Source organism: Pontibacterium granulatum (assembly GCF_029961155.1).
In the GTDB taxonomy this organism is placed as follows: domain Bacteria; phylum Pseudomonadota; class Gammaproteobacteria; order Pseudomonadales; family Balneatricaceae; genus Pontibacterium; species Pontibacterium granulatum.
Map to the genome: position 1 here is coordinate 36864 of NZ_JASBRH010000006.1, position 26179 is coordinate 63042.

Here is a 26179-nt window from a genome sequence, read left to right on the forward strand (position 1 = left end):
GCGTCACCACATTTCTGGCAAACACTGTCAGAGCTAGAACAGGATTACTGAACCTGTTTCAGCCACTTGTCAGATTTGAACCACTTCGCGTAGATACGATCGTAGGTGCCATCACCTTTAATCTGACGCAGGAAGTTGTTCAGGAAGTTCAGGAAATCAGGGTCGCCACGACGTACTGCCCAACCCAGAGGCTCAAACGTAAACGGCTGGTCGAGATGAGCAACCTGTTCTGGGTTCTGGCTCGCGTACAGAGCGTTGAACGGCAGGTCGTAAACGAAGGCGTCAGCCTTGTCGTTGGATACTTCCAGTACGCCCTCTGCCTGAGTTTCGAACAGGCTCAGGTTGGCTTTGCCGATCATGCGTTTTACGGCTGCTTCACCGGTGGTGCCCAGCTTGGTCGCAACGGTGTATTCGCCGCTGTTCAGGTCGCGGTAGGAGTTGATTTTGCCCTTCAGCTCAGGACGCAACAGGATCGTCTGGCCAATCACCACGTAAGGATCGGCGAACGCAACTTTCAGGTTACGCTGTGCGGTGATGGTCATGCCACCCATGATGATGTCGCACTTGCCCGTCAGCAGCGTTGGGATAATGCCATCCCATGCAGTATTGACTGGCGTGAACTTTACACCCATCGCTTTTGACATCTGCTTGCCCAGATCGACGTCAAAACCGATGAATCCGCCGTTTTTCGCTTTCATCTCAAACGGCATGTAACCCGCGTCAAAACATACCTTCATCTCACCCGCGTCCAGGATGCTATCCAGGGTGGATTTGTCCGCAGAGAACGAAACGGTAGAAGTCAGCAACGCTGCAGCTGCAACCGCTGTTTTCAGAAACTTCTTCATAGGGGTCTTCTCACTGTTCTTGAAATGTTTGTCAGCAGCGTGCCTGCAGAGTGGTTGTTCCGCTTTGTATTATGAGCTGCCATGGCGTGGAGTTTCCAAAAGGAAACAGTTTTACCGCCGGGAAACTATCGTGTTTGTAGAGAAAATTCAATCTTTGTACATAAAACGGTCAAACTGATCTGACCTATCGCAGTTTAGGTCTGATTTTTATGGGGTGGCAGGCAGGTTTTTGTCTGGACGACCGAGTTGGATTTGTAGCGCTAAGGCACAAAAAAGCCGGGCATTGGCCCGGCTTTTTACTCGCTGAATGAGGATTAGCTCAGCACGGAGATATCGGCTACGCCCAGGAACAGGTTGCGCAGGTTGCTCAGCAGCACCAGACGGTTGTTACGGACCGCTTCGTCGTCGGCCATAACCATGACATCGTCGAAGAAGGTATCAACGGTACCGCGTAGGCCTGCCAGCACTTCCAGTGCCGCTTGGTAATCGCCGGCAGCGAACAGTGGCTGAATGCGTTCAGACAATACGGCCAGTTCTGTTGCCAGTGCTTTCTCTGCATCGTCCTGCAGCAGCGCTTCGTTCACTTCGCCTGCAACCGCACCACCCTGTTTGGTCAGGATGTTGGATACACGCTTGTTCGCTGCCGCCAATGCTTCGGCTTCTGCCAGTGTACGGAAGTGGTTCACCGCTTTAACGCGGGTGTCGAAGTCCAGAGGCTTGGTTGGTTTTACCGCCAGTACGGACAGGAACACGTCTACCGCAATGCCTTCGTCCTCGTACCATGCACGGAAACGCTCCAGCATGAAGTCCAGAACCTTGTCTTCCAGTCCATCACGTGCTGGCAGATTTTTGTGGCTGTCGGCAGCCACGGCGATCAGCTCACGCAGGTCCAGATCCAGGTTGCGCTCAACCATGATACGCAGGACACCCAGCGCTGCACGACGCAGTGCGAAAGGGTCCTTGGAGCCGGTTGGTGGCTGGTTGATACCGAACAGGCCGGTCAGGGTGTCCAGGCGGTCAGCGATCGCGACAGCAATACCCGCGCCGGTTTCTGGTAGTTCGTCACCCGCGAAGCGCGGCATGTACTGCTCGTCCATCGCTTTGGCAACGTCGGTGTCTTCACCGTCGTGCAGTGCGTAGTGGTAACCCATCAGGCCCTGCAGGTCGGTGAATTCGAACACCATGTCGGACATCAAGTCGGTCTTCGCCAGCATTGCGGCGCGTGCTGCCTGCTCGGTGCTGTTACCCAGATCGGATGCCACACGCTGTGCGATGGTTGCGATGCGTTCTGCTTTATCGTGCAGAGTGCCCAGATCTTTCTGGAAGACGATGGATTTCAGATCTTCTACACGGGATTCCAGCGTACGTTTCTTGTCGGTCTCGAAGAAGAAGGCCGCGTCAGCCAGACGTGGACGGATAACTTTCTCGTTACCTTCAATCACCTGCTGCGGGTCCTTGGACACGATGTTGCAGATGGTGGTGAAGTTCGGCATCAGGTTGCCGTCTTTGTCTTCGTGGTGGAAGTACTTCTGGTGCTCCTTCATAGAGGAGATCAGCGCCTGTGCAGGTACGTCCAGGAAGCGCTCTTCGAAACGACCGGTCAGAGCAACAGGCCATTCGTTCAGAGAGGCAACCTCTTCCAGCAGGTCTTCGTCAATCTGAGCAACGCCACCCAGCTTCTCGCCCTCGGCGATCACCTGGGCGCGGATATCTTCCAGGCGTGCCTGATAGTCAGCCACAACCATACCGGACTCTTTCAGCGTGGTTGCGTACTCGGCTGCGGTCATCAGCTCGATGTCGCGATTGTGGTGGAAGCGGTGACCACGGGTCTTGCGGCCGGACTTCACGCCCAGCATTTCGCAGTCGATGACTTCGTCACCGAAGATCATCACCAGCCACTGAACCGGACGCACAAACTCGACGCGGGATGCACCCCAGCGCATACGCTTAGGAATCGGCAGCTTGTTCAGCGCGTTGTGCATCACCTCTGCCAGCTCACTGCGCAGTGGCTTAGCTTCGGTCTGCTGGCGGAAACACATCTTGCCGTCGATCTCTTCCAACGCAGACACTTCGGTGCCGCACTTACGTGCGAAACCTTCCAGCGCCTTGCTTGGGTTGCCGTCGCCATCGTAGGCGATGCGGGACGGAGGACCCTGCATCAGGAACTCGGCAGCCGGTACTTCGGCAACGAGATTTTCAATCAGCAGTGCCAGACGGCGCGGAGCCGCGTAAGAGGTTACCTTGGCATCGGCCAGCAGAGCGCCTGCGTCCTTACCCAGTACCTCTTTGATACCCGCCAGCGCTTCCGCTTCCAGTGCAGCAGACAGGGTTTTCAGTGCCTTTGGTGGCAGCTCTTCTGTACCCAGTTCGAACAGGAAATCTTGTGTAGCCATTACTTGCTCTCCTCGCTAGCTGCCAATACTTCCTGGCGCAGTGCTTCTTGAGCAAGCGGGAAGCCCAGGGCTTTACGGGCGTCGAAATATGCGTGCGCAACTTTACGGGCCAGAGTGCGGACACGCAGGATGTAACGCTGACGTTCAGTCACGGAGATTGCGTGACGCGCGTCCAACAGGTTGAAGGTGTGTGATGCTTTCAGCACCTGCTCGTACGCTGGCAGCGGCAGTGGTGTTTCCAGGGCCAGCAGCTTCTCACACTCAGACTCGTAGTGGTCGAAGTTCTTGAACAGCATCGGTACGTCGGCGTGTTCGAAGTTGTAGGTAGACTGCTCTACTTCGTTCTGGTGGAACACATCGCCGTACGTTACAACGGAACCGTCCGGAGACTTGGTCCAAACCAGATCGTACACGCTGTCCACACCCTGCAGGTACATTGCGATACGTTCCAGACCGTAGGTGATCTCACCGGTTACCGGGTAACACTCCAGACCACCCGCCTGTTGGAAGTAAGTGAACTGAGTCACTTCCATGCCATTCAGCCACACTTCCCAACCCAGGCCCCAGGCACCCAGTGTTGGGGATTCCCAGTTATCTTCCACAAAACGCACGTCGTGTACGCCCAGGTCGATGCCCATGCGCTCCAGGGAGCCCAGGTACAGTTCCTGCAGGTTTGCAGGGGAAGGTTTCATCACTACCTGGAACTGGTAGTAGTGCTGCAGACGGTTAGGGTTCTCACCGTAACGGCCATCGGTTGGACGGCGGCTTGGCTGCACATAGGCAGAGTTCCAGCTTTCTGGTCCGATTGAGCGCAGGAAGGTTGCCGGGTGGAACGTACCCGCACCCACTTCCATATCCAGAGGCTGGACAACAACACAGCCTTTCTCTGCCCAATATTCTTGCAGGGCAAGGATCAAGCCCTGAAATGTACTTGCGTCAGCGGTAACCTGGTCAGTCACGTAATTCACCATAACTATGTATTTGGCCCGAAAATAAGGCGGAAATTATACACTAAAATCGATTAACGCAGAGACGTGCGGTGCAGAGAGCACTGCTCCAAAGGTCTTTATTTTGTATCTATGCGTTGGAATTCGGCGGGATGTTTCACGTGAAACATAAAAAGCCGCTCGACGAGGGAGCGGCTTAAAAGGGGAAATGGATCGAACAGTGTGAGCGATTGTTTAGAAGTAGCGCTCGACGGTCAGCTGGATATGGTCATCCTTGTCGAATGCTGAGGCCGGATCGGCAGGATCGTCAGCGCTGAAGAAGCGACCGTCGACACTCACTTTCCAGTTGTCGCCATAACGACGACTGGCTTCGACGATCAGGCTCTGGCTGTCGTACTCCAGGTCATAACCCACACCCGCCAGCATTTCGGTACTGGCGGCATCGTTCAGGGTGATACGCCCCCCAAAGAACAGATCATTCTGTATGCTGGCCGCCGCGTTTTCGCCGCGCTCGTCCCAACCGTATTCGAGCAGGACACCGAGGTCGGCAGCACTTTCCTGAATGCCGTAGAAGGTGTATTCGAAACCACCCTGGGCCGCGAAGTAGTCTTCCGTCGCAGTATCACGCCAGATGGTTTCCACCTTCCACAACCAGCTGTCGAGGGTGGCCTGCAGATCGAAACCGATCTGATCCATCTGCACATAGCGCGGTACGAGCACGGTGTTGCCACCCTGAGTGCGTACCTGGAGTTCCGGATCACGGTTGGTGCCGTGGAACCAGTAGGCGCCAAGATCGAAATCACCAACGGTATGGCTCCAGCGAATCGCCGTATCGATATGTTTATCTTCGGCGCTGGATTCGTATTCAGCAGCGTCGGTATCAACGATCAGGCCACCACGCAGGCGCCCTTCCCGACCGGCGAAGGTACGTTCGCGGAAACCGGGCAGGACGAACAGGTCAACGATACCCCAGTCACGCACCAGGGACAGGTTGATCATCGGTTGGCCGAGTTTATCCTCACCGTCGAAGTCATCGACACCGTCGGTCTGGTTGATCACATCGACCAGGTGCTGGAACTCGGTCACGCCCCAGAAGACCTTGCGGATACCGGTACGCAGTTCCCAGTCGTCATCCACGTGGACCCAGCTCAGCTCGCGAATATCACCGTGGGTGCGTTCGCTGTCGTTCTCGTCCATGCGCAGGTACGGTGTGAAGGTCAGGCTGTCGATACCCTCGTTCCACTCCCAGTAAAACTCCGGTTCGGCGATCAGGGACAGGTTGCTGTTGTGATCCTGATCGGCAAACTGCGCATCCTGGGTGAAGCCACGCAACTCTGCGGCAACCTTTCCGGACATCTCGAAGTGGGTTTCAGCCTGCAGCGGCGGGGCTGTTGCCAGCCCGGCTGCTACGAGTGCTGAAAGCAGTACTCTCTGATCTGCCATGATTAACGGGCCCGTTTCAGCGTGTTCTTGTTGAAATCCTTATCGGTCAGGCCGGTTTTGAACTCATAACTGTTATAGCTCAGGTCCGTACTTTTGCCGGTCTGGTGGTTGACCATCTTCATCATATCCGGACGCCAGTGCTTACCCAGGTATTCGCTGTAACCGTGGTAAGTCAGCGTCTTCAATGGTGCGTCCTTGCGGTCGTAGAAGTCGATTTTCCAGACGCGGTACTCGTCGTGATCCAGCCAGACGACACGCCGGGTGTAACCGGAGTTCTTGTCGACCGGGTACTGCTCGACCACGTAGCAGGTACCCCCTTCACAGGCCTCGTCGCGCAGGAACTTATAGGTGTACTTCTCCACCTCAAAGGAGGACAGGTCCTCATACGCAAACTCGGACCCCATAAACGGGCCGGATTTGTTGCGCGACGCGATACGTTTTACGCGCTTCAACGCGGGCAGGTACAGCCACTGATCGTCGGCACCGACCGGGTGGGAGAAACTCAGGAACGCGGTGCCTTTTACATCACGTGGCTTGTCGAACACGGACAGGCTCTTGTCGCCGTCGTCTTCAACCTCCAGGGACTTCATGCGGATCTCACGCACACTCTCCTGGCCCTGTTTGTTGCGCAGGACCATATTCATCTGCGCCTGCATATCCAGCCAGCCCAGGTCGCTTTGCTTGGCGGCAACCGAAATGGACAGCCCCTTCTCTTCCGGGGTTTCGGCAAGCGCTGCTACCGGAGTGGCAACCAGTGTTGCGATCAGCAGAGACTTAAACGGGTTGGTTAGCAGGTTCATGGGTGTCTCCCTTTTTTTCGGTGATAGTGCTGGCGTCAGCATCAGTGTCTTCAGTTGTTGCAGTCGCGTTGTCGCCGTTATCCAGTTTCATCAGCAGCGGTGGCAGGAACAGGAAGTCGACGACCAGTGCGATCAGGATGGTCAGTGCGGTCAAGAGACCCATGTCGGCGTTGAGCTTGAAGCTGGATTGCGCCAGCACCATAAAGCCGGCTACCAGGACCAGGGTGGTCACCCACAGGGCACGACCCACGCTGTTAAAGGCATAACGTACGGCAGCCTGACTGTCTTTACCGCGTTCGCGACGGGCGTACAGGTATTTGCTGAGGAAGTGCACGGTGTCATCCACCACGATACCCAGGGTCATACCGGCAACCACGGACAGTGCCAGACCCACCTGGCCGTCAACCACGAACCACAGGCCAAAGCCCATTGCGGCCGGCGCCAGGTTCGGGATCAGGCTGATAAACCCATAGCGGACCGAGCGCAGTGCCAGACCCAGCATCACAGAGATCAGGATCAGCGCGACCGACGTACCGAACAGCATGCTGTAGATGTTGCGTTGACCAATATGGGCAAACATCAGACTGGTGCTGGCAACGTCCACTTTGTACTGTGGCGCGTTTTTCGCGAACCAGGCATAGATCTTTGCTTCCATCTCGATCTGCTCGTTACTGGTCAGGTTGCGGAACGTGCTGATCACGCGGGTGGAGGATTTATCCACGTTCAGCTGGTTGTTCAGGTCCAGACCGTACGGCAATGACATCTCGTACAGCAGCAGGTACTGGGCAGACAGCTCCTGTTCGTCCGGCAATGTGTAATAGCTGGGGTCATCGCTGTGCATGTTTTTGTTCAGACGTTTGATCGTATCGGTGATGGAGTTGACGTGATCGGTTTCCGGCTGCGCACGCAACCAATCGGTCAGGCCCCCTACTGCTTTCAGGAACGCCGGTTTATTGATACCGCTGGCCTCTTCACTGTCGATAGAGATCTCCATCGTGGTCATGCCCGACAGGTTGTCCTGCATGTAATCCGTCGCCTCACGGAACGGCACGCTGGTATCAAAGTACTTAACGAAATCGTCGTTGAGTTCGTTCTGTGGTGTAAAGGTCACCAGGCCCGCCATAACCACTGCCATACCCGGCAGCAGTACCTTACGGTTATGGATAACGAACGTACCCAGTTTGTGCATCAGGTCGTTGCGTTCTTCGTCACTCATCGGCGCAACCTTAATCGGCAGAAGTTTCAGCATCGCGGGGAAGATGGTTACGGAGAATACAAACGCCAGCATCACACCCATCGCCACCATATTGCCCAAGTCGCGGAACGGTGGTGAGTCGGAGAAGTTCAGGCTCAGGAAGCCCACTGCGGTGGTTACACTGGTCAGGAAGATTGGCTGGAAGTTGATGCGCAGGCTGTCCTCGATCGCCTTACGCTTGTCCACGCCCTGACGCATCTCGTAGAACATGGTCGTCAGGATGTGCACACAATCGGCGACAGCCAGCGTCAGAACCATGATGGGCGTACTGGCAGACGGTCCCGTGAGGAAGAATCCGCTCCATCCGGCGATACCCATGGTGCCTGCAATGGAGAACAGGATCACGACTACGGTGGCGAAGGTCCCACTGAAGGTGCGCAGCAGGAAAATCATGCTGGCGATCACCACACCAAACATGATCGGAACCAGAGAGGCGTTATCGTTCAGGGAGGACTCGGCAAAGGTGTTGTTCATCATCACCATGCCGGAGAGACGTACCTCCATATCCGGATATTGCTCCAGGAACTGCGCACGCATTTCGCGTACTTTGGAAACGATCTCGGGTACTTCGACGACTGGGTTTTTACCCGGTAACTGAACCGTCACGTTGACGATGGTCACGTGTGCGTCTGGTGAGACCAGTTTGTTAAGCAGGTTTGGCTCGTCGAGGGCGATTGCCTGCAAGCGTGGCATGTCCGCTTCGGTCAGTGTGTCTGGATCGAGCACCAGGTCCTCGACGATCATGTCGTCCTCTTCGGACCAGGTGTGCTGGAAGTTGGTGATCGAATCAACGCGGGTGGAGTACGGGATCTGCCAGGCTTCATCGGTCAGCCCGTAGATCGCACCCAGCGTGCGTGGGGTGAACACCTTGCCGTCAGGTGGCGAGATGATAAAAGCAACGTTGTCACTTTTACTGTAGATGTTCTGCATCGACTCGAAAGCCGTCAGTTGTGGGTTCTCCTTACTGAAGAACACACGATAGTCACTCTTGAATACCAGATTTTGGGCACCGCTGGCAGCGCCGAAAACCAGGATCAGTGTGAACAGAATCACCCATACGGGATGATTCAGTACGAAGCGGAAAAGCCGGTCTCTCATTTTCCTTCTCCAGGTCCCCTATCCGTAGGGGGTTGTTGGGTTGGTCGCTCTGATGGCAACTTAGGTTTTAAATTTAGGTTTGTTAGATGACGAATCGTCATTTAACAGCGTGAAAAAAACGGCGTTACCACCGTTTTCCATTGTGCAAATCTGTTAAGCCAGCGCGTTCCAGCGTGCTTCCAGTGCAGCCATCTCTTTGGCAAAGACGGTTTTTTTCATCCGTTGTATGGATGCATGCCAGTCGTGCTCGGGTGTATACGGCTTCCATTGATGCCCATCCAAGACCAGGTTGACATGGTTCAACAGCTCCTTCTCCAGGGACATCTGCTGGCGTACGCCACAGCGTTCCACATTCTCCTGCAGCAACGCGATGGTGCCAAAGCTCATTGCCCAGAGGGAGAACGCGACCTGTCCCGGGCTTAGGTGGGGCGCCAGTTGCAGATCGCCTGTAGCCAAACCCTCGGCAATAACACCCAGTAGTTTGCCCAGCAGCTGGGTTTCTAGTTCTTGGTGCTCCTCTTGCCGTTTCTGTGAGCTCTTCTCGGTCACCGACGGCGTCTTGGCAGAGATCACCAGCATAAATTCCGTTGGATTAAGCTGGGAATGGAGCATGTAGCCGATTCCAATTGCCAGCATCTTCTCGCGGCTGTTGCCTTCGAAGGAGACCGCACGGAAGAATACGTCCGACAGGTGTGTCACACTGCGGTTGCAGAGTGCTGTCAGTAGGTCTTCCTTACAGCTGAAGGTGTTGTACACGGTGCCTTTGGAGTACGGCACCAGCGCCACCACCTTATCGATGGTCAGGCCAGACACGCCATCCCGGGCGATAATATCCAGTGCCGCCTGCATCATCTCTTCTTCACGCGCTTCGCGCGTGGCATCGTCAATATATCTAGGACTCATAGACCCGGTAACTGAGTTTTAAATGACGTTACGTCAACAATATACGAGGGGATCATACAGGGCAAGGTGCGATTTGGAAACAATGCTGTTCGTTTCGTGAACAATGCTGACCGCAATCCGGGAGACCGTTCCGGATTGCCGTGTTGCTCTTACCGCGTCCCGCCCTGTTTTTGCGGGATCAGTAATCCTGGCAGAGGTACTTCAGCGTTTCGATTACCTGCTCGGTGTTCTCGGCCACGGCGTGTGCTGCTGCATCGATCTCTTTCAGCGGGTGGGTCAGCTCCGGGGCGTGCTCTACGATCAGAGACTTACCCAGGGCGACTGCGATGCCGGCATCGAACGCGGCGTTCCACTGACGGTACTTCTCACCAAAACGTACCACAACGATGTCCGCACGTTTCAGGGCGGTCATGTGGCGGATGGTATTGATCTTCGCTGCCTTGTGGTCTTTCCAGAATGCGTTCTCCTCGCCCCCCAGCAGCTCGTCGCCGCAGTTGTCGCTGGAATCGTGATCGGTATTTGGAGTCAGGATCTCGACCGGCAGACCGTTCATCTCTACGGCACGCTTGATCTGATCGCGCCAGTCTGTGTGAATTTCACCGGAAAGATAGAGGGTGTAACGCATGTTAAAGCTCCAGAATTTGGTCAGGTGATCCATCTAATCCGGATGAACGACCTGGCTCAGAGAGAGTTGATATTCATTGGGCACTGGCAGCGGGGTTAGTTTCCATAATTCAGAGCCGTCGCTGCACGTGAAAAGGATAAGCATCGCATCTCGGGCGGCGCAGTCAACCGCTCGCCCCGACCGGCATATGAAAACGTTCCCGAATGCTGAAACCTGTGGGCTCGGATGTGCCTGTTGTCGGATACAACGGGCCGTGCCGGGTTCAGCTCTTAGTCTGAATCCGGCGCGGAATTAAACCGGGTGATCCCCCGCCGACATGGTAACGCAATGGGGGCTTTGTTAGCGGCGCCAGAAGGTTGGTGTAAACAGGACCAGCAGAGTAAATACCTCCAGGCGGCCCAGCAGCATGGCAAAGCACAGCACCCACTTGGCGGTATCGTTGATATCCCCATAATGGGCCGAGACATCACCGAGGCCCGGACCCAGGTTGTTGAGGGTGGCGCCCACGGCAGACCAGGCGGTGACCTGATCCAGGCCGGTGGCCAGCAGGACGATCAACATGACTACAAACACAATCAGGTAGACCGAGAAGAACCCCCAGACCGCTTCCAGTACCCGGTCGGAGATCGGCGCGTTACCCAGTTTCACCGGGATTACCGCGTTAGGGTGTACCAGACGTTTGATCTCGCGGTAGCCCTGCTTGAGGATCAGCAGGATACGGATCACTTTCATGCCACCGCCGGTGGAGCCTGCGCAGCCACCGGCAAAGGCCGCGACAAACAGCAGAAACGGCAGCATGGTTGGCCAGTGGGCAAAGTCGGCGGTAGCAAAACCGGTGGTCGTGGCGATGGAGACCACCATAAAGGCGGACTTGCGCAGCGAATCTTCCGGTGAATAGGTGTTGGTCACCACCAGTGCGACAAAGGAAAGCGCGATGATCGCAGCCAGGATCGACAGATAGAACTGGAACTCCGGATCGGTGAAATAGTGCTTCAGGCTACGGTGTTTCCAGGCAAAAAAGTGCAGGCTGAAGTTGATGCCGGACAGCACCATAAAGACGATCGCGATCGCCTCAATCATCGAGGAATCGTAATAGCCGATACTGGCGTCGTGGGTGGAGAAGCCTCCAATCGCCACAGTGGAGAAGCTGTGACCGACCGCGTCAAACAGCTCCATGCCTGCAGCCCAGTACCCCAAGGCACAGAGGATGGTCAGTGACAGGTAGATGTACCAAAGCGCCTTGGCGGTCTCGGTAATTCGAGGGGTCAGCTTGGAATCCTTGACCGGTCCCGGCGTTTCCGCACGGTACAGCTGCATACCACCGATACCGAGCATCGGCAGAATTGCCACGGCCAGTACGATGATCCCCATGCCTCCCAGCCATTGCAGCTGCTGGCGGTACCAGAGGATCGATTCGGGCAGGTTATCGATGCCGGTCATCACCGTGGCACCGGTGGTGGTCAGGCCTGAGAGGGACTCAAACAGGGCATCCACAAAGGATAGATGCGGATTGTCCGCCAGCATCAGCGGCAGCGAACCGAACAGACCCAGAACCGCCCAGAACAGCACGGTGATCAGGAAGCCGTCACGGGTTCGCAGGTCCTGCCGTACCCGATACACCGGTATCCAGAGCAGAAAGCCGGTGATAAGGGTGATGGCAAAACCGGCACCAAACGCCATGAAGGCGTTGTCCTCGTAGTACATGGAAACCAGCATCGGCGGCAGCATGGTAAAGCTGAAGATCATCAGCAGGATGCCAAGTATGCGAAGGATCACCTTGTAGTGCATCAGTACGTCCTGATCAGAAGAATGCTAGGCCAACCTGGAAGAGTCGCTCGACTTCCCCGATCCGTTTCTTGTCGACCAGGAACAGGATCACGTGGTCGCCGTTTTCCACCATCACGTCGTCGTGGGCGATCAACACCTCTTCGTCACGCACGATCGCACCGATGGTGGTGCCCGGAGGCAGGTTTATCTCCTCGATGGTGCGCCCCACCACCTTGGACGAGCGTTTGTCACCGTGAGCTACGGCCTCAAGCGCTTCCGCCGCGCCGCGGCGCAGACTGTGTACCGCGGCCACATCACCACGGCGCACGTGGGTCAGCAACGCACCGATGGTGGTCTGCTGTGGCGAGATGGCGATATCGATTGCGCCGCCCTGCACCAGATCTACGTAGGCCGGGTTGTTGATCAGCGTCATCACCGTACGTGCGCCCAAGCGCTTGGCCAGCATGGAGGCCATGATATTGGCCTCATCATCGTTGGTCAGGGCGCAGAAAACGTCGGTATCCTCGATGTTTTCCTCCAGCAGCAGGTCGCGGTCGGAGGCGCTGCCCTGCAGCACGATGGTGTTGTTAAGGCTGCGTGCCAGTTGGTTGCAGCGCTGAATGTTACGCTCGATGATCTTCACCTGGAAGCTGTCTTCGATGCTCTCCGCCAGGCGGGCACCGATGTTGCCGCCACCGGCGATCATGATTCGTTTGTACGGGCGGTCCAGTCGACGCAATTCACTCATCACTGCGCGGATATCACGCTTGGCAGCGATGAAAAACACCTCGTCGTCCGCTTCGATAACCGTGTCACCCTTGGGGATGATCGGGCTGCCGCGACGGAAGATTGCCGCTACACGGGTATCCACCGATGGCATATGGGCGCGAAGGAAGGAGATCTCGCGGCCCACCAGCGGGCCCCCGTAGTAGGCTTTTACCGCCACCAGCTGGGCCTTGCCATCGGCAAAATCCAGTACCTGCAGAGCACCCGGGTGCTGGATCAGTCGCTTGACGTGGCGCGTTACCAGCTGTTCCGGACTTATGAGTACGTCTACCGGAATCCCTTTCGGGCTGAAGATGGAGTGGTTCTTCTGCAGGTAGTCGTGCTCACGTACGCGGGCGATCTTGGTGGGAGTGTTGAACAGGGTCTGGCTGATCTGACAGGCGATCATGTTGACCTCGTCGGAGTTGGTCACCGCGATCAGCATGTCGGCATCCTGGGCGCCGGACTGGGCCAGGACAGTTGGGTACGAGGCCTTGCCCTCAACGGTACGGATATCAAGACGGTCCTGCAGTTCACGCAGGCGGGCAGTGTCTGTGTCGACAATGGTGATATCGTTGGCTTCGCTGGCCAAGTTCTCTGCCAGTGTGCCGCCTACCTGCCCTGCTCCGAGGATAATGATCTTCATGATCTGACTTTATTCACTCACTGCCTGATTAGCTGTTTTGGTCAGCAGCGCATAGTAGAAACCGTCGTGCCCCTGAGGCTGCGGGAACAGTTGCCGGCCGTAAGGTCGGCTGACACCCCACTCTGCGCTCAGCGGCAGATGCTGTGCATCGCTCTGCTGGGTAAGGAACCGTTTAATCAGGCGTTCATTCTCCTGCGGGAAGATTGAGCAGGTGGCGTAGAGCAACTTGCCGCCCGGCGCTAACATCCGCCAGAGATTCTGCAATATCTTTAACTGGATATCGGCCTGAGCGGCGATATCCTCACCTTTGCGAAGGTATTTTATATCCGGGTTGCGACGAATAACACCGGTAGCGGAGCATGGAGCGTCCAGCAGGATGCGGTCATAGGCCTCGCCACTCCACCAAGCATCACTGCTGGCGTCGGCGATATGCAGCGTTGCTTCGAGCTGTAGACGTTGCAGGTTGTCGTGGATACGCGCACAACGGCGCTCTTCCAACTCGACGGCATCCACATGGGCCAGATTAGGTTCCTGCTCCAGGATATGGCACAGCTTACCGCCCGGTGCCGCACAGGCATCCAGCACACGCTGTCCCGGCTGCAGATCGAGCAGTTCACCGGAAAGCTGGGCCGCTTCATCCTGCACGCTGAACAGGCCGTCGCTGTATCCCGGTAGGGAAACCACGTCGAACGGTTCATTCAGGATGACGCCATGGCTGCTGAACGGGGTGGCGCTGGCACCGATCCCCTCTTTGTCCAGCATAGCCAGAAATTCGTCGCGGCTGATCCTGCGCTGGTTTACGCGCAACGTCAGCGGCGCTTCATCGTCGTTGTTGCCGTCGATGATCAGCTGCCAGTGATCAGGCCAGTTGTTCTTCACCTTGCCGATAAACCACTCCGGGTGGTTGTAGCGTCCAGCCTCGCTCTTTTCGACCATCTGCTCCAGCGATTCCTGCTGGCGCTGATAGCTGCGCAACACGCCGTTGATGACCTTCGCCGACCAGGACTTGTTCAGGCCGTGAGCGGCTTCAACGGTTTCGTTGATCGCGGCATGTGCTGGTACACGCAGACTACGTAGTTGGTAAATACCCACTAACAGCAGTGCACGAATATCGAAGTCTGCGGGTTTGAACGGGTGCTTCAGCAGTTTGGCGGTGATCAGGTTGAGCTGGGTAATGTCGCGCATTGTGCCGTAGCAGAGCTGGCGCAGCAGGCCGCGGTCGCGTTCCGGGCAGCGGGTAACCGCTGCCGGCATGATGGCATTGAGCGAACCCTGGTGGCGCAGCAGTGGCTCGAGGGTTTCGGCGGCCAGTTGTCTTACGTTCATCGCTTAGTCCAGTTGCTTACCGACAGGGAACAGATCGCGCTTGGCGTTCAGGACAGCCGCGGTATCCAGCGGTTTGCCACCCGGCAGCTGTACCTTGGTCAGCAGCAGGCTGCCTTTGCCACAGGCGATACGCAAGGTTTTCTTGGTCACTTCCGCAACGGTGCCCGCTGGCTGGTCGCAGGTTTCGGCGGACGCCTTGGCACCCCAGATACGTAGGGTTTTGCCGTCGAGGCCGCAGTAGGCCACCGGCCATGGAGAGAGGCCACGGATCTGGCGCTCGATCTCTACGGCAGAACGGGACCAGTTGATCTCGCCCTCCTGCTTCTCCAGCTTGTGGGCGTAGTTGGCCAGGCTGTCATCCTGCTTCTCGGGTTCTGCTTTGCCTTCGCTAATCAGGGCGAGGGCTGCGACGAGGGCTTCGGCGCCCTGCTCAGCCAGGCGGTCGTGCAAGGCACCGCTGGTGTCGTCTGCAGCAATCGGCATCTCGGTCTTGTACAGCATGTCGCCGGTATCCAGGCCTACATCCATCTGCATGATCGTGATGCCGGTCAGCTCGTCACCCGCCAGTACCGCGCGGTGGATCGGCGCTGCACCACGCCAGCGCGGCAACAGCGAACCGTGTACGTTGATACAACCCAGGCGTGGCGTATCCAACACCGCTTTGGGCAGCAGCAGGCCGTAGGCCACAACCACCATGATGTCCGCGTCCAGCGCTGCCAGTTCGGCCTGCTCTGCTTCCCCTTTCAGGCTCAACGGCTGGTACACCGGAATCTCGTGTTCCAGGGCCAGTTTCTTGACCGGGCTTGGGGTGAGCTTGCGGCCGCGACCCGCCGGACGGTCCGGCTGGGTATACACAGCAATCACCTCATGCTCGGAGGTAAGCAGGGCCTGCAGGCTCGAGGCAGCAAAATCCGGCGTACCGGCAAAGACAATACGAAGTGGCTTGGACATCTATCAACTCCTGAAACCAAAACAGGTTTGTCACGGCAGCTGCGCATGGATATGCAGCTGTCCGGCAAACCTGTTGTCGGGCAGTTCAGAGAACACGCTTAGGCGTGCGCTTCCTGACGGTGTTTCTTTTCCAGCTTGCCGCGGATGCGGTTGCGCTTAAGGGCAGAGATATGGTCTACGAACAGTTTACCGTTGAGGTGATCCAATTCGTGCTGAACACAGACTGCCAGCAGATCCTCTGCTTCGAAGCTATACTCTTCACCGTCGCGGTTCAGGGCCGTTACACGGATGTGCTGTGGGCGCACCACGTCTTCGTAGTATCCCGGTACGGAGAGACAACCTTCCTGGTACTTGTATGGCGTGTCGTCCAGGACCTCAAAGGATGGGTTGATCATGACGATCGGATCGCTCTGATCTTCCGACAGGTCCATGGTAACGATGCGCTGGTGGATATCCACCTGGGTTGCGGCAAGGCCAATTCCCGGTGCGTCGTACATGGTTTCGAACATGTCATCGACGATCTTGCGGATCTCATCGTTGACCTCGGTCACCGGTTCAGCCACCGTGCGTAGACGTGGGTCCGGAAATTCTAGAATGTTAAGTTTTGCCATCGTTTCTTCGGGTTGATACGGTTGTTACTATTTTAGTGATTCGTAATAGCCGTAAATCATCAAATTGGGATGGTTGCGGCCGATACACAAAAGAGACGTGAACGGCTAGTAACCTACTAGCTACATATTATACCGATTGCGACGCTCAATGCATTGTCGTTACGCTGTTTGACCCGATCTTGTGAATCGGGTTTCCGCTGCACGACATCAAAGGACACGGAAATGAAAAAGTTTCTCTGCGCTCTGGCCGCTGTATGGCTGCTGGTAAGTACACCAGCACACGCCAATGCCCGAAAGGATGTATTACAACTCAGGGAAGACAGGCCGCAGGAATATGTGGTGGTGAAGGGCGATACCCTCTGGGATATCTCTGCCCGTTTTCTGGAAAGTCCGTGGCGCTGGCCGGAAGTCTGGGATATGAATGTGGAGATCCACAACCCGCATCTGATCTATCCTGGCGATATCATCTACCTGGTCTGGGAAAACGGCAAACCGAAGCTGAAAGTGCGTCGTGGTATGCGCAAGCTCAGCCCGACCGCCCGTGCTGAGCCGCTGGATCGTGCCATCCCGGCGATTCCGCTGAAAGATATCCTCAGCTTCCTGGAAGAGACCCGTGTCATCGACCGCGAGCGTTTCGAACAGGCGCCTTATGTACTGGCAGGCAAGAACCAGCGACTGATCGCCGGTGCCGGAGATCGCATCTACGCGCGCGGTGAGTTGCTGGAAGAATTGCCTCGCCAGGCGGTGTACCGCGCGACCAATGAATACGTGGATCCGGATACCGAAGAGGCGCTGGGTTATGAGCTGACCAAGGTTTCCGACGTGACCGTGATAGCGGAAAATGATGATGTGATCAGCCTGAACGTGAACCGCTCTATTCTGGAAACCCGTACCCTCGACCGGGTTATTCCGGCAGATGAGGAACGTATCCAGTCTGTGTTCTATCCTAAACCGTCGCCGGAAGCGCTGACCGGTAAAATCCTCTCCGTGCTGGGAGCGGTGAATGACGGTGGCCAGTTTGATGTGGTGGCCCTGAACCGGGGTGTCCGCGAGGGGATGGAGGCCGGTCATGTGTTTGCGATCTACCGTACTGGGGAAACTGTGGTGGACCCGGTCACCAAGGAGAAGATCTCGCTACCGGCTGAGCGCTCCGGGGTGTTGATGGTATTCAAGACCTTCGAGAAGGTGTCTTACGGTCTGGTGATGATGAGTACCAATGTGGTGTCCGTGGGCGACGAGATCCGAGAACCCTGAATACTTAACGAAATAAACAAGATTGGAGCCGCACTGTAAGCGGCTCCAAGCGATTAACAAGGAAGGCATTATGCAAAGTGATCCGATGGAGTGGGTCGCCCTATCTGCCCTGCCACGTGTGGGGGCGGCGACAATCAAACGTTTGCTGGACGAAGGCTGGACGCCTGAGCGGGTACTCAAGGCCAGTGACGCCGATTGGGAGTGGTTGGGCTTCAATTTCCTGGCACGCCAGAACCTGCAGCAGTACCAGCAGAACCGCGGTCCGATGCGGGAGCTGCAGTTGCAGGTGCGGGAGTGGCTGCGTACCCCGGATACCCAACTGCTGACTCTTGATAGCCCTGACTACCCTGCCCTGCTGAAACAGATCACCGATCCGCCACCGATTCTGTATGTGCGTGGTGATGTCGATGTCCTGCACCTGCCCCAGATCGCGATGGTGGGCAGTCGTAACGCCAGCCGCGCGGGTGTAATGCATTCCGGTGAATTTGCCACGGCCTTGAGTAAGACGGGGCTGATTGTGACCTCGGGTATGGCCCACGGCATCGATGGTGCTGCACACCTGGCAGCCGTTAAGCTGAATAAACCCACGGTTGCCGTGTTTGGCACCGGCGCGGATGTGCTCTATCCGGCACGGCACAGCGTGCTGGCGGCACAGATCCTGGAGACCGGTGGTGCCTGGGTGAGTGAACTGCCACCGGGAACCGGCCCGTTGGGACACAACTTCCCACGCCGTAACCGCATTATCAGTGGGCTGAGTGCCGGCGTGCTGGTGGTGGAGGCTGCGCCGCGCAGTGGTTCGTTGATTACGGCCCGCCAGGCTCTGGAGCAGGGACGGGAAGTGTTTGCCCTGCCGGGATCTCTCAATAACCCGCTGAGTCAGGGCTGTCATGCATTGATCCGCGAAGGTGGTCAATTGGTTTCAACCGTTGACCATATTCTGGAACAGCTGGCGCCGATGCTGGGCGCTTACGAATCCCCGCAGGTCGAAGAGAAGGCGCTGCCAGTGGATCTGTCGGCGCAGGAGCATAACCTGTTGCAGGCGCTGGGATTTGAGCAGGTGTCGATGGATCAGTTGGTATCCCTTACCGGGATCGGTGTGGCGGACCTCAATGTAATGTTGATTTCGCTGGAGCTGAAAGGCCTGATCGAAAACAGCGGTGATGGTTACTGCCGGATCTGACATTGGCAAAACCTGAAAACCCGCTCCATAAACGGGTAGAGGAGCCGGTTGCTCTGGCCTGAGCAAGCCTGCGGCACTGGCCGGAAGCGGGCTTGCAAGCTGTGCGTTGAACGTTTAGTGTTCCGTTCAGCGTCCAGGCCTGATAAGAGGTAGCCGGTGATCTCCGGTGTTATCCAAACACCGTCCGAGAGTTGATACCCAAGCTGTTCAAGGCTGCCCCTCATTTAGACAGGTGGACAGGACGTTGGTACACGCAGTGTTGGGACGGCAGAGTAATGGCGAGCAATCAGTATATAAATCCGTGGCACGTTGATCAGTGTGTCCGTGCGATGCAACAGGGTGGAGTGATCGCCTATCCGACCGAGGCAGTTTGGGGCGTGGGTTGTGATCCCTTCAACGAAGACGCCTTGGAACGTCTGCTGCACCTGAAAAGCCGGCCGCGCCATAAGGGGGTGATCCTGGCGGCAGGTTCACTGGACCAGATTGAACCCCTCTTGGCCCGCTTGGAGCCGGAACAGCGCCAGAAAGTGGAAGCCACCTGGCCGGGGCCGGTGACCTGGTTGCTGCCAGACCCCGATCATCTGGTGCCCGAGTGGATCAAAGGCAAGCACAACAGTGTTGCCGTGCGGGTGTCAGATCACCCGGTGGTGCAGGCGTTGTGTAAACGCTTTGGCGGACCGATCGTCTCTACCTCAGCAAATCCGGCGGGTGCCCAGCCTGCGAGAGATATGCTGCGAGTGAATCTTTACTTCGCGAATCGAATCGATGCGGTGATGCCGGGCCATGTCGGCAAACTGGCACAGCCAACCCAGATTCGTGACCTGATCACGGAATCCGTGATCCGAACCTGATTTTAATCCTAGGACCCAAGGAGTTTGCCATGTCAGCACCTGACATTGGAGCTGTAAAAGAATACCTCATGTCTCTGCAGGACAATATTTGTCAGGCGTTAGAGCAGGCAGACGGCAAAGCCCGTTTTGTTGAAGACTCCTGGGACCGTGCTGCCGGAGGCGGTGGCCGCACCCGCGTGATCACCGACGGTGCGGTGATCGAAAAAGGCGGCGTAAACTTCTCCCATGTATTTGGCGATAAATTGCCGGGGTCTGCGACGGCACACCGGCCGGAACTGGCGGGCCGCAGCTTTCAGGCGATGGGTGTGTCCCTGGTCATTCACCCGCGCAACCCGTACGTGCCAACCTCCCATGCCAATGTGCGTTTCTTTATCGCCGAGAAAGAAGGTGAAGATCCGGTGTGGTGGTTCGGTGGCGGTTTCGACCTGACCCCGTACTACGGCAATGACGAGGATTGCCGTCACTGGCACCAGGTGGCAAAAGATGCGTGTGACCCGTTCGGCGAAGAGATCTACCCGCGCTTCAAGCAGTGGTGTGACGACTATTTCTACCTCAAACACCGTGACGAGCCCCGTGGTATTGGCGGCCTGTTCTTCGACGACCTGAACGAACTGGGCTTCGACGACAGCTTTGCCCTGATGCGTTCGATTGGTGACGCGTACGTGCCGGCAATTGTTCCGATCATCGAAAAACGTAAAGACACCGAATATGGCGAACGCCAGCGTGATTTCCAGCTGCACCGCCGCGGCCGCTACGTGGAATTCAACCTGGTCTTCGACCGTGGCACCCTGTTTGGCCTGCAGTCCGGTGGCCGTACCGAATCGATCCTGATGTCCCTGCCGCCGGAAGTACGCTGGAGCTACGACTGGCAGCCGGAAGAAGGGTCTGAAGAGGCGGTGCTGTACGCGCGCTACCTGAAGCCACGTAACTGGCTGGAGGTTTAAGATGAGCGACCGCTACGCGGTATTCGGCAACCCGATCAAGCATTCAAAATCACCGCAGATCCACACCGCGTTCGCCGCGCAGACCACACAAGCGTTGAGCTACGACGCGATCTGCGTGGAGGAAGGCGGGTTTCCTGAGGCTGTGGATAACTTTCTACAAGGTGAAGGCAAAGGCCTGAACATCACCATCCCGTTCAAGCAGGAAGCCTGGCAGATGGCCGAGCAGCGCTCCGCCCGTGCAGAGCTGGCCGGTGCGGTGAATACCTTGTACCGTAACGCCGAAGGCCAGCTTTGTGGTGACAACACCGACGGCGTGGGCATGGTGCGCGACATTGTGGAGAACAACGGCGGCACCATTACCGGTGCCGATGTACTGATTCTGGGCGCCGGAGGCGCTGTGCGTGGTGTACTGCAGCCGGTGCTGGAGCAGAAACCGCGTCGTGTGGTCATCGCCAACCGTACCGCGTCCAAGGCGGAAGACCTGGCTGCGGTGGTGGCGGACCTGGGTGACGTGGTCGGTTGTGGTTTTGATGCCCTGTCCGGCAAGCAGTTTGACCTGGTGATCAACGGCACGGCAGCCAGCCTGCAGGGTGAAGTCCCTCCCCTGCCGGATGACCTGCTGAAAAGCGGTGCCTGGTGCTACGACATGATGTACGGTGCCGACGTCACCGCATTCTGCCAGTGGGCGACCGAACACGGTGCGGAACAGGCGATCGACGGCCTGGGTATGCTGGTGGAACAGGCCGCAGAATCGTTCTACATCTGGCGTGGTGTTCGCCCTGAGACGGCCACCGTGATCGCCACCCTGCGTGCTGCGCTAACCCCTTGATTTAAAGGCTTCAAACCAAAGTTTAGTATTCAGGTCCAGCTTGCGAATATGCACGTTGCGGCGTATAACTAGTTGTACACTCCTGCCATTGCGGTGGGCCCGCTTAGCTGATTGTGGGGATGTCACATGGAACTGGATACTAAGCTTAACCCGACCGATCTGTACCGCATTTGCGACCCCGACCTTCTGCCTTTTAAGACCACCGAAACGCTGGAGCCCTTCAGCGGATTCTTTGGTCAGGAACGCGCCATAGAGGCGATGGAGTTTGGTGTCGGTATGCACCGACCCGGCTACAACCTCTTTGTGATGGGCAACCCCCATACCGGCCGTTTCTCCTTTGCCATGGACAGCCTGAAAACGGTTGCCAAGAAAGAGCGCAAGCCCACCGACTGGATTTACCTCAACAACCTCGAGGATCGTCGTCACCCGATTGCACAGCAGTTTCCCGCAGGTAAGGCGCAGCGGTTCGAACGCGATATCAAAAACCTGCTCGAAGCGATCATGGCGGAGCTACCTGCCGCATTTGAGAATCCTGCTTATCAACGTAAAAAAGCCACCATCGAGCGAGGCTTTAACCGCCTGTACGACCAGGCCATCGAAACCGTTGACCGTCGTGCCCGTGAGCACAGTATCGCGATCTATCGCGATGCCGGTACGATCGGATTTACACCGGTCGCCGAGGGGCAGGCGATGGATGAAGCGGCCTTCTCCCAACTGCCTGAAGAGGTTCGTGACGCCTTTACCCGCGCCATCTCGGAGTTGGAGGAGTATCTCAATGATTGCCTGACCGAGTTGCCGCAATGGCGCCGGGAAGCGGCCGACAAGATGAAATATCTGGACCGTGATACCGCCCGAGCTGCAGTAGCCCCCCTGATTCAGCCGTTGAAAGAGAAATACAGCAACATCCACGGTGTATCCTACTATCTGGATCAGCTGGAAAATTCGCTGGTTAAAAACAGCGCTGATCTGGTGGGTGATGACAAGCTCGAACCGCGCAGTGATGCCAGTCGCCGTAGCTATATGGAAGAGACCTACGGTGTGAATATGCTGGTGGATAACGGGAAAATCAAAGGTGCACCGGTGGTGCACGAGTCCCACCCCACCTACGAGAACCTGTTCGGTCGCGTGGAATACAGCTCCGATATGGGGGCACTGATCACCAACTATCAACTGATCCGTCCCGGAGCCCTGCACCAGGCCAATGGTGGTTACCTGGTGCTGGAAGCGGAAAAGCTGCTGGAGCAACCGTTTGTTTACTCTGCACTGAAACGCGCCCTGAAATCCCACGAGATACGTATCGAAAGCCCGGCCAGTGAACTGACCGGCATCAGCACCATTACCCTGAATCCTAAGGCGATTCCGTTGCACGTGAAAGTGGTCCTGATCGGCAGCCGTGATATCTACTACCTGCTGCAGGAACTGGATCACGACTTTGAAAAGATGTTTCGTGTTGTCGTGGATTTCGACGAAGATGTAGGCCGTTCCCCGCAATCGATCCGCAACTATGCCCGCCTGATGAAGACATTGGCGAATGAAGAGCACCTGGCTCCCCTGACCCGCAATGCCGTGGCACGGTTGGTGGAACACAGCTCGCGCCTGTCACAGGACCAGGAGTTGCTCTCTGCGCATATTGGCGAGTTGGTCGACCTGCTCTGCGAGGCTGACTTCAAGCGCGCCAAGACCGGTGATAAAGCTATCGAAGCCAAGCACGTGGAGATGGCGCTGGATGCCAAAGAGCGCCGCACCTCTCGTCTGTCGGAGAAGATACGCGACAGTATTCTGAATGAAACCGTGCTGATCGATACCACGGGTCAGGCGGTGGGTAAATCCAACGGCCTGACGGTGCTGCAGGTGGGGGATGTTTCCTTTGGTACCCCTGCGCGCATCACCGCGACGGTTCATCCGGGTAACCGTGGGATTGTGGATATCGAGCGCGAAGTGACGCTGGGGCAGCCGATCCACTCCAAGGGGGTACTGATCCTCTCCGGTTATCTGGGGCACCAGTACGCGCAGGATTTCCCGCTGACGCTGTCAGCCAGCATCGCCCTGGAGCAGTCCTACGGGTATGTGGACGGTGACAGCGCCTCGATGGCAGAGATCTGTACACTGATCTCTGCCCTGACTCATATTCCGATCAATCAGCAGTTTGCCATCACCGGCTCGATCAACCAGTACGGTGAGGTGCAGGCGATTGGCGGGGTAAACGAAAAGATTGAAGGCTTCTTCCAGCTGTGTCAGTGGCGTGGACTGACGGGAGAACAGGGCGTTGTTATTCCACGCGCGAACGTACGTAATCTGATGCTCAAGAAGGAAGTAGTGGATGCCGTGGCAGAGGGACTGTTCCACGTGCACGCCGTATCCAGTGTTGACCAGTGTCTTGAGATTTTAATGGGAAGGAAAGCAGGCAGCCGTAAGGAAGACGGCAGTTTCACCCAGCGCAGTGTGAACCACAAAGTTGTGTTGCGCCTGCGGGAGCTTGCTAAAGCGAAGGCGTAAGACAGGGAATCTAATGAAACAGGAAGTACAACACTCGGACATGCTCGCCGTCCTGGCGGGCATGGCGGCCGACTGTTTTTCTTATGACGACTTTGAACAGGTCATCGGGCGCACACTGGCCTCCCTGGGGGAAACCCTTGGGGTGAGCCATACCTCGCTGTATGACTGCGCTCATGACGCTCAGGGCACATGCCGGATGGCGCTGCGTGGTTGTTGGTTTGATGAATCCGACGGAGTCGGCAACGTAGAGTTTGATTTCAGCGGCGATGCGGCAAAAGATTGGCTGGATCTGCTCAATCAAGGCAACAGCGTCCGTCTCGGCCGGGCACAACTGAGTGCTCTGCTAAGTGGACAGGTCCACGAGTTGGAATCCCTGCTGATGATCCCGCTCAGTCCGGGTAGTGAGTGTTGTCAGGGATTAATGCTGTTTGCCGACCGTGATCAGCAAAACTGGTCGTCGATGACCCAGGACGTGCTGAAGGTGGCGGCAGAGCTGCTTAGCACCGCGATGGGCAATGAAAAACGGATGCTCGATCATCAGCTGGCGACAGCCGTCTTTGACAAGGCGTCCGAGGGCATCATGGTGACCGACGAGCGTGGCCAGATTCTCAGTGTGAACCCGGCCTTTACCAATATCACCGGCTACAGCCTGCGTGAATGTCTGGGTAAGAGCCCGGCGATTCTGAAATCCGGTCGCCATGACGAGGAGTTCTACTCCCGCATGTGGCAGCAGTTGCAGGTAAACGGGCAGTGGCAGGGTGAAGTCTGGAACCGCCGCAAGAATGGTGAACTCTACCCGGAATGGCTCTCCATCTCAGCCCTGCCGGATGCTCAGGGCAAACCCCACCGCTACATCGGCATTCTGTCGGATATCACCTCTTTGAAGCGGGCTCACGCCCAGGTCGAGCATCTGGCGATGCATGACCCGCTCACGGGCCTGCCCAACCGCCGCATGTTTATGGAGAACCTGGAGCGGTTGATGGCTCATGCTCAGCGCAGCGGTCAGCTGCTGGCGTTGTTGTTCATCGATCTGGACGGTTTCAAACTGGTGAATGACAGTCTGGGACACCATGTAGGGGACCGTTTGCTGCAGTCGGTGGCCACCTGCCTCAAGTCTCAGCTGCGAGCTGACGATCTTCTGGCCCGGATGGGCGGCGACGAATTTGTGCTGTTGGTGAACGGCTATGAAACCCCCGATCAGCTGGCGAAAATTGCCAACAAGATCCTGTATGTGCTGCAGCACCAGGATGGGCAGGCCAGTGGCCGGATTGAGATCGGTGCCAGTATCGGTATCGCCCTGTATCCGGAGAATGCGGGCGATGGTGACCAGCTGATCCGCAATGCCGACATGGCGATGTACCGGGCCAAAGAGAACGGTAAAAACCAGTATCACTTCTACGAAACCAAATTGTCGGACGAGGTGGTGCGTCGTTACGTGTTGGAGCGGGAGCTGCGGGTGGCCCTGGAGGAGGAGCAGCTTGAGGTGTATTACCAGCCGCAGCTGAATATCGACGGCACCGCGCTGGTGGGGGTGGAGGCGCTGGTGCGCTGGCCTCACCCTGAGCGTGGCGTCCTGCCGCCGTGTGAATTCCTGCCGGTGGCGATGAGCAGCGGTCTGGCCTATCCGCTGTTTAAGGTGGTGTTCCTGCAGGTATGCCGCTTTATTACCCTGATGGATAAACAGGGTGTGGAGATTCCGAAGGTGGCGATCAACATCGCCGGTATCGAGCTGATCACCAACGGTTGTTGTAACCTGATCATCGATTCCCTGCGCAGTTTTGGTATCGATCCACGTCGGGTGGAGTTTGAGGTCACCGAAACTCTGCTGATGCACTCCCTGGATGACCTGGCCGAGGTGCTGGAGCGATTGCGTAAGGAAGGTTTGCAGATCTCGATCGACGATTTCGGCACCGGCTACTCGTCCCTCTCCCGCTTGCGTGAGCTGCCGATTGATATGCTGAAGATCGATAAGAGCTTTGTACAGGGTATTGCCCAGGAGAGCAGTGACGAGGCGATTGTGCGGGCGATCATCTCCATGGCCAACAGCCTGCAGCTGAAGGTGATTGCCGAGGGGATCGAAACCCACGGCCAACTCGATTTCCTGCGTGGCGAGGGCTGCGAGCTGATCCAGGGCTTCCTCTACGCCGAACCGATGAAGGGCGAGCGGCTGGCGGAACACATCGCTAACGCCAGCTATCAGCTGAAAAAGCACGATTAAGCGCGGCTTTAAAAACGCAAAAAAGGGACCTA

At 56.9% G+C, this 26179-nt stretch carries 20 protein-coding genes; 7 read left to right on the top strand and 13 right to left on the bottom strand.

Annotated features, from left to right (window positions below; all coding sequences use genetic code 11):
* Positions 1-44: 44 nt before the first annotated feature.
* The 13 genes from QKW35_RS07370 to def all read right to left on the bottom strand — a co-directional run bounded on the left by QKW35_RS07370 (position 45) and on the right by def (position 16375).
* Positions 45-845 (bottom strand): transporter substrate-binding domain-containing protein, encoded by an 801-nt coding sequence (locus tag QKW35_RS07370; protein WP_282351933.1) that lies wholly within the window; start codon positions 843-845, stop codon positions 45-47.
* 314 nt (positions 846-1159) lie between these two features.
* Entirely contained in the window at positions 1160-3238 is a 2079-nt protein-coding gene (gene glyS, locus QKW35_RS07375) for a glycine--tRNA ligase subunit beta (RefSeq protein WP_282351935.1), read from the bottom strand.
* The gene (gene glyQ, locus QKW35_RS07380; protein WP_282351937.1) at positions 3238-4209 is read right to left on the bottom strand and encodes a glycine--tRNA ligase subunit alpha; all 972 of its coding nucleotides are present in this window, start codon (positions 4207-4209) and stop codon (positions 3238-3240) included. The genes glyS and glyQ overlap by 1 nt, the downstream gene beginning before the upstream one ends.
* A gap of 210 nt (positions 4210-4419) precedes the next feature.
* On the bottom strand, positions 4420-5628 hold the full coding sequence (locus QKW35_RS07385; protein WP_282351939.1) for a hypothetical protein: 1209 nt from the start codon (positions 5626-5628) through the stop codon (positions 4420-4422).
* Between the two features lie 2 nt (positions 5629-5630).
* Positions 5631-6428: an outer membrane lipoprotein-sorting protein gene (locus tag QKW35_RS07390; RefSeq protein ID WP_282351941.1), complete on the bottom strand. Its 798-nt coding sequence runs from the start codon at positions 6426-6428 to the stop codon at positions 5631-5633.
* Entirely contained in the window at positions 6403-8781 is a 2379-nt protein-coding gene (locus QKW35_RS07395; protein ID WP_282351944.1) for an efflux RND transporter permease subunit, read from the bottom strand. Before QKW35_RS07395 ends, QKW35_RS07390 begins: the two co-directional genes overlap by 26 nt.
* A gap of 153 nt (positions 8782-8934) precedes the next feature.
* On the bottom strand, positions 8935-9684 hold the full coding sequence (locus QKW35_RS07400) for a TetR/AcrR family transcriptional regulator (RefSeq protein WP_282351946.1): 750 nt from the start codon (positions 9682-9684) through the stop codon (positions 8935-8937).
* A gap of 178 nt (positions 9685-9862) precedes the next feature.
* The gene (locus QKW35_RS07405; RefSeq protein ID WP_282351948.1) at positions 9863-10309 is read right to left on the bottom strand and encodes a YtoQ family protein; all 447 of its coding nucleotides are present in this window, start codon (positions 10307-10309) and stop codon (positions 9863-9865) included.
* A gap of 339 nt (positions 10310-10648) precedes the next feature.
* Positions 10649-12097 (bottom strand): TrkH family potassium uptake protein, encoded by a 1449-nt coding sequence (locus QKW35_RS07410; protein ID WP_282351950.1) that lies wholly within the window; start codon positions 12095-12097, stop codon positions 10649-10651.
* A 13-nt stretch (positions 12098-12110) separates the two neighbouring features.
* Positions 12111-13487: a Trk system potassium transporter TrkA gene (gene trkA, locus QKW35_RS07415; protein ID WP_282351951.1), complete on the bottom strand. Its 1377-nt coding sequence runs from the start codon at positions 13485-13487 to the stop codon at positions 12111-12113.
* A 9-nt stretch (positions 13488-13496) separates the two neighbouring features.
* Positions 13497-14813 carry a 16S rRNA (cytosine(967)-C(5))-methyltransferase RsmB gene (rsmB, locus tag QKW35_RS07420; protein WP_282351952.1) on the bottom strand — a complete coding sequence of 439 codons (1317 nt, stop codon included), beginning with the start codon at positions 14811-14813 and terminating at the stop codon, positions 13497-13499.
* A gap of 3 nt (positions 14814-14816) precedes the next feature.
* Entirely contained in the window at positions 14817-15764 is a 948-nt protein-coding gene (gene fmt, locus QKW35_RS07425; protein ID WP_282351954.1) for a methionyl-tRNA formyltransferase, read from the bottom strand.
* Positions 15765-15862: 98 nt separating this feature from the next.
* Entirely contained in the window at positions 15863-16375 is a 513-nt protein-coding gene (gene def, locus QKW35_RS07430) for a peptide deformylase (protein WP_282351956.1), read from the bottom strand.
* 222 nt (positions 16376-16597) lie between these two features.
* Between def and QKW35_RS07435 the strand changes: the two genes are divergently transcribed.
* The 7 genes from QKW35_RS07435 to QKW35_RS07465 all read left to right on the top strand — a co-directional run bounded on the left by QKW35_RS07435 (position 16598) and on the right by QKW35_RS07465 (position 26147).
* A complete protein-coding gene (locus QKW35_RS07435) occupies positions 16598-17629 on the top strand; it encodes a LysM peptidoglycan-binding domain-containing protein (protein WP_282351958.1) in 1032 nt (343 codons plus the stop codon).
* A 70-nt stretch (positions 17630-17699) separates the two neighbouring features.
* Positions 17700-18809 carry a DNA-processing protein DprA gene (dprA, locus tag QKW35_RS07440; protein ID WP_282351960.1) on the top strand — a complete coding sequence of 370 codons (1110 nt, stop codon included), beginning with the start codon at positions 17700-17702 and terminating at the stop codon, positions 18807-18809.
* A gap of 275 nt (positions 18810-19084) precedes the next feature.
* Complete coding sequence (gene tsaC / locus QKW35_RS07445) at positions 19085-19660, top strand: L-threonylcarbamoyladenylate synthase type 1 TsaC (protein WP_282351961.1); 576 nt, start codon at positions 19085-19087, stop codon at positions 19658-19660.
* Positions 19661-19689: 29 nt separating this feature from the next.
* Positions 19690-20604 carry an oxygen-dependent coproporphyrinogen oxidase gene (gene hemF, locus QKW35_RS07450; protein WP_282351962.1) on the top strand — a complete coding sequence of 305 codons (915 nt, stop codon included), beginning with the start codon at positions 19690-19692 and terminating at the stop codon, positions 20602-20604.
* Position 20605: 1 nt separating this feature from the next.
* Positions 20606-21433 (top strand): shikimate dehydrogenase, encoded by an 828-nt coding sequence (aroE, locus tag QKW35_RS07455; protein WP_282351963.1) that lies wholly within the window; start codon positions 20606-20608, stop codon positions 21431-21433.
* Positions 21434-21559: 126 nt separating this feature from the next.
* Positions 21560-23929 (top strand): Lon protease family protein, encoded by a 2370-nt coding sequence (locus tag QKW35_RS07460; RefSeq protein ID WP_282351964.1) that lies wholly within the window; start codon positions 21560-21562, stop codon positions 23927-23929.
* Between the two features lie 13 nt (positions 23930-23942).
* Positions 23943-26147 carry a putative bifunctional diguanylate cyclase/phosphodiesterase gene (locus QKW35_RS07465; RefSeq protein WP_282351965.1) on the top strand — a complete coding sequence of 735 codons (2205 nt, stop codon included), beginning with the start codon at positions 23943-23945 and terminating at the stop codon, positions 26145-26147.
* Positions 26148-26179 lie beyond the last annotated feature (32 nt).

Excerpts from the sequence above, each read along its gene's own strand:
- QKW35_RS07370 (WP_282351933.1), bottom strand. The coding sequence starts at position 845 with ATGAAGAAGTTTCTGAAAACAGCGGTTGCAGCTGCAGCGTTGCTGACT.
- glyS (WP_282351935.1), bottom strand. The coding sequence starts at position 3,238 with ATGGCTACACAAGATTTCCTGTTCGAACTGGGTACAGAAGAGCTGCCA.
- glyQ (WP_282351937.1), bottom strand. The coding sequence starts at position 4,209 with ATGGTGAATTACGTGACTGACCAGGTTACCGCTGACGCAAGTACATTT.
- QKW35_RS07385 (WP_282351939.1), bottom strand. The coding sequence starts at position 5,628 with ATGGCAGATCAGAGAGTACTGCTTTCAGCACTCGTAGCAGCCGGGCTG.
- QKW35_RS07390 (WP_282351941.1), bottom strand. The coding sequence starts at position 6,428 with ATGAACCTGCTAACCAACCCGTTTAAGTCTCTGCTGATCGCAACACTG.
- QKW35_RS07395 (WP_282351944.1), bottom strand. The coding sequence starts at position 8,781 with ATGAGAGACCGGCTTTTCCGCTTCGTACTGAATCATCCCGTATGGGTG.
- QKW35_RS07400 (WP_282351946.1), bottom strand. The coding sequence starts at position 9,684 with ATGAGTCCTAGATATATTGACGATGCCACGCGCGAAGCGCGTGAAGAA.
- QKW35_RS07405 (WP_282351948.1), bottom strand. The coding sequence starts at position 10,309 with ATGCGTTACACCCTCTATCTTTCCGGTGAAATTCACACAGACTGGCGC.
- QKW35_RS07410 (WP_282351950.1), bottom strand. The coding sequence starts at position 12,097 with ATGCACTACAAGGTGATCCTTCGCATACTTGGCATCCTGCTGATGATC.
- trkA (WP_282351951.1), bottom strand. The coding sequence starts at position 13,487 with ATGAAGATCATTATCCTCGGAGCAGGGCAGGTAGGCGGCACACTGGCA.
- rsmB (WP_282351952.1), bottom strand. The coding sequence starts at position 14,813 with ATGAACGTAAGACAACTGGCCGCCGAAACCCTCGAGCCACTGCTGCGC.
- fmt (WP_282351954.1), bottom strand. The coding sequence starts at position 15,764 with ATGTCCAAGCCACTTCGTATTGTCTTTGCCGGTACGCCGGATTTTGCT.
- def (WP_282351956.1), bottom strand. The coding sequence starts at position 16,375 with ATGGCAAAACTTAACATTCTAGAATTTCCGGACCCACGTCTACGCACG.
- QKW35_RS07435 (WP_282351958.1), top strand. The coding sequence starts at position 16,598 with ATGAAAAAGTTTCTCTGCGCTCTGGCCGCTGTATGGCTGCTGGTAAGT.
- dprA (WP_282351960.1), top strand. The coding sequence starts at position 17,700 with ATGCAAAGTGATCCGATGGAGTGGGTCGCCCTATCTGCCCTGCCACGT.
- tsaC (WP_282351961.1), top strand. The coding sequence starts at position 19,085 with ATGGCGAGCAATCAGTATATAAATCCGTGGCACGTTGATCAGTGTGTC.
- hemF (WP_282351962.1), top strand. The coding sequence starts at position 19,690 with ATGTCAGCACCTGACATTGGAGCTGTAAAAGAATACCTCATGTCTCTG.
- aroE (WP_282351963.1), top strand. The coding sequence starts at position 20,606 with ATGAGCGACCGCTACGCGGTATTCGGCAACCCGATCAAGCATTCAAAA.
- QKW35_RS07460 (WP_282351964.1), top strand. The coding sequence starts at position 21,560 with ATGGAACTGGATACTAAGCTTAACCCGACCGATCTGTACCGCATTTGC.
- QKW35_RS07465 (WP_282351965.1), top strand. The coding sequence starts at position 23,943 with ATGAAACAGGAAGTACAACACTCGGACATGCTCGCCGTCCTGGCGGGC.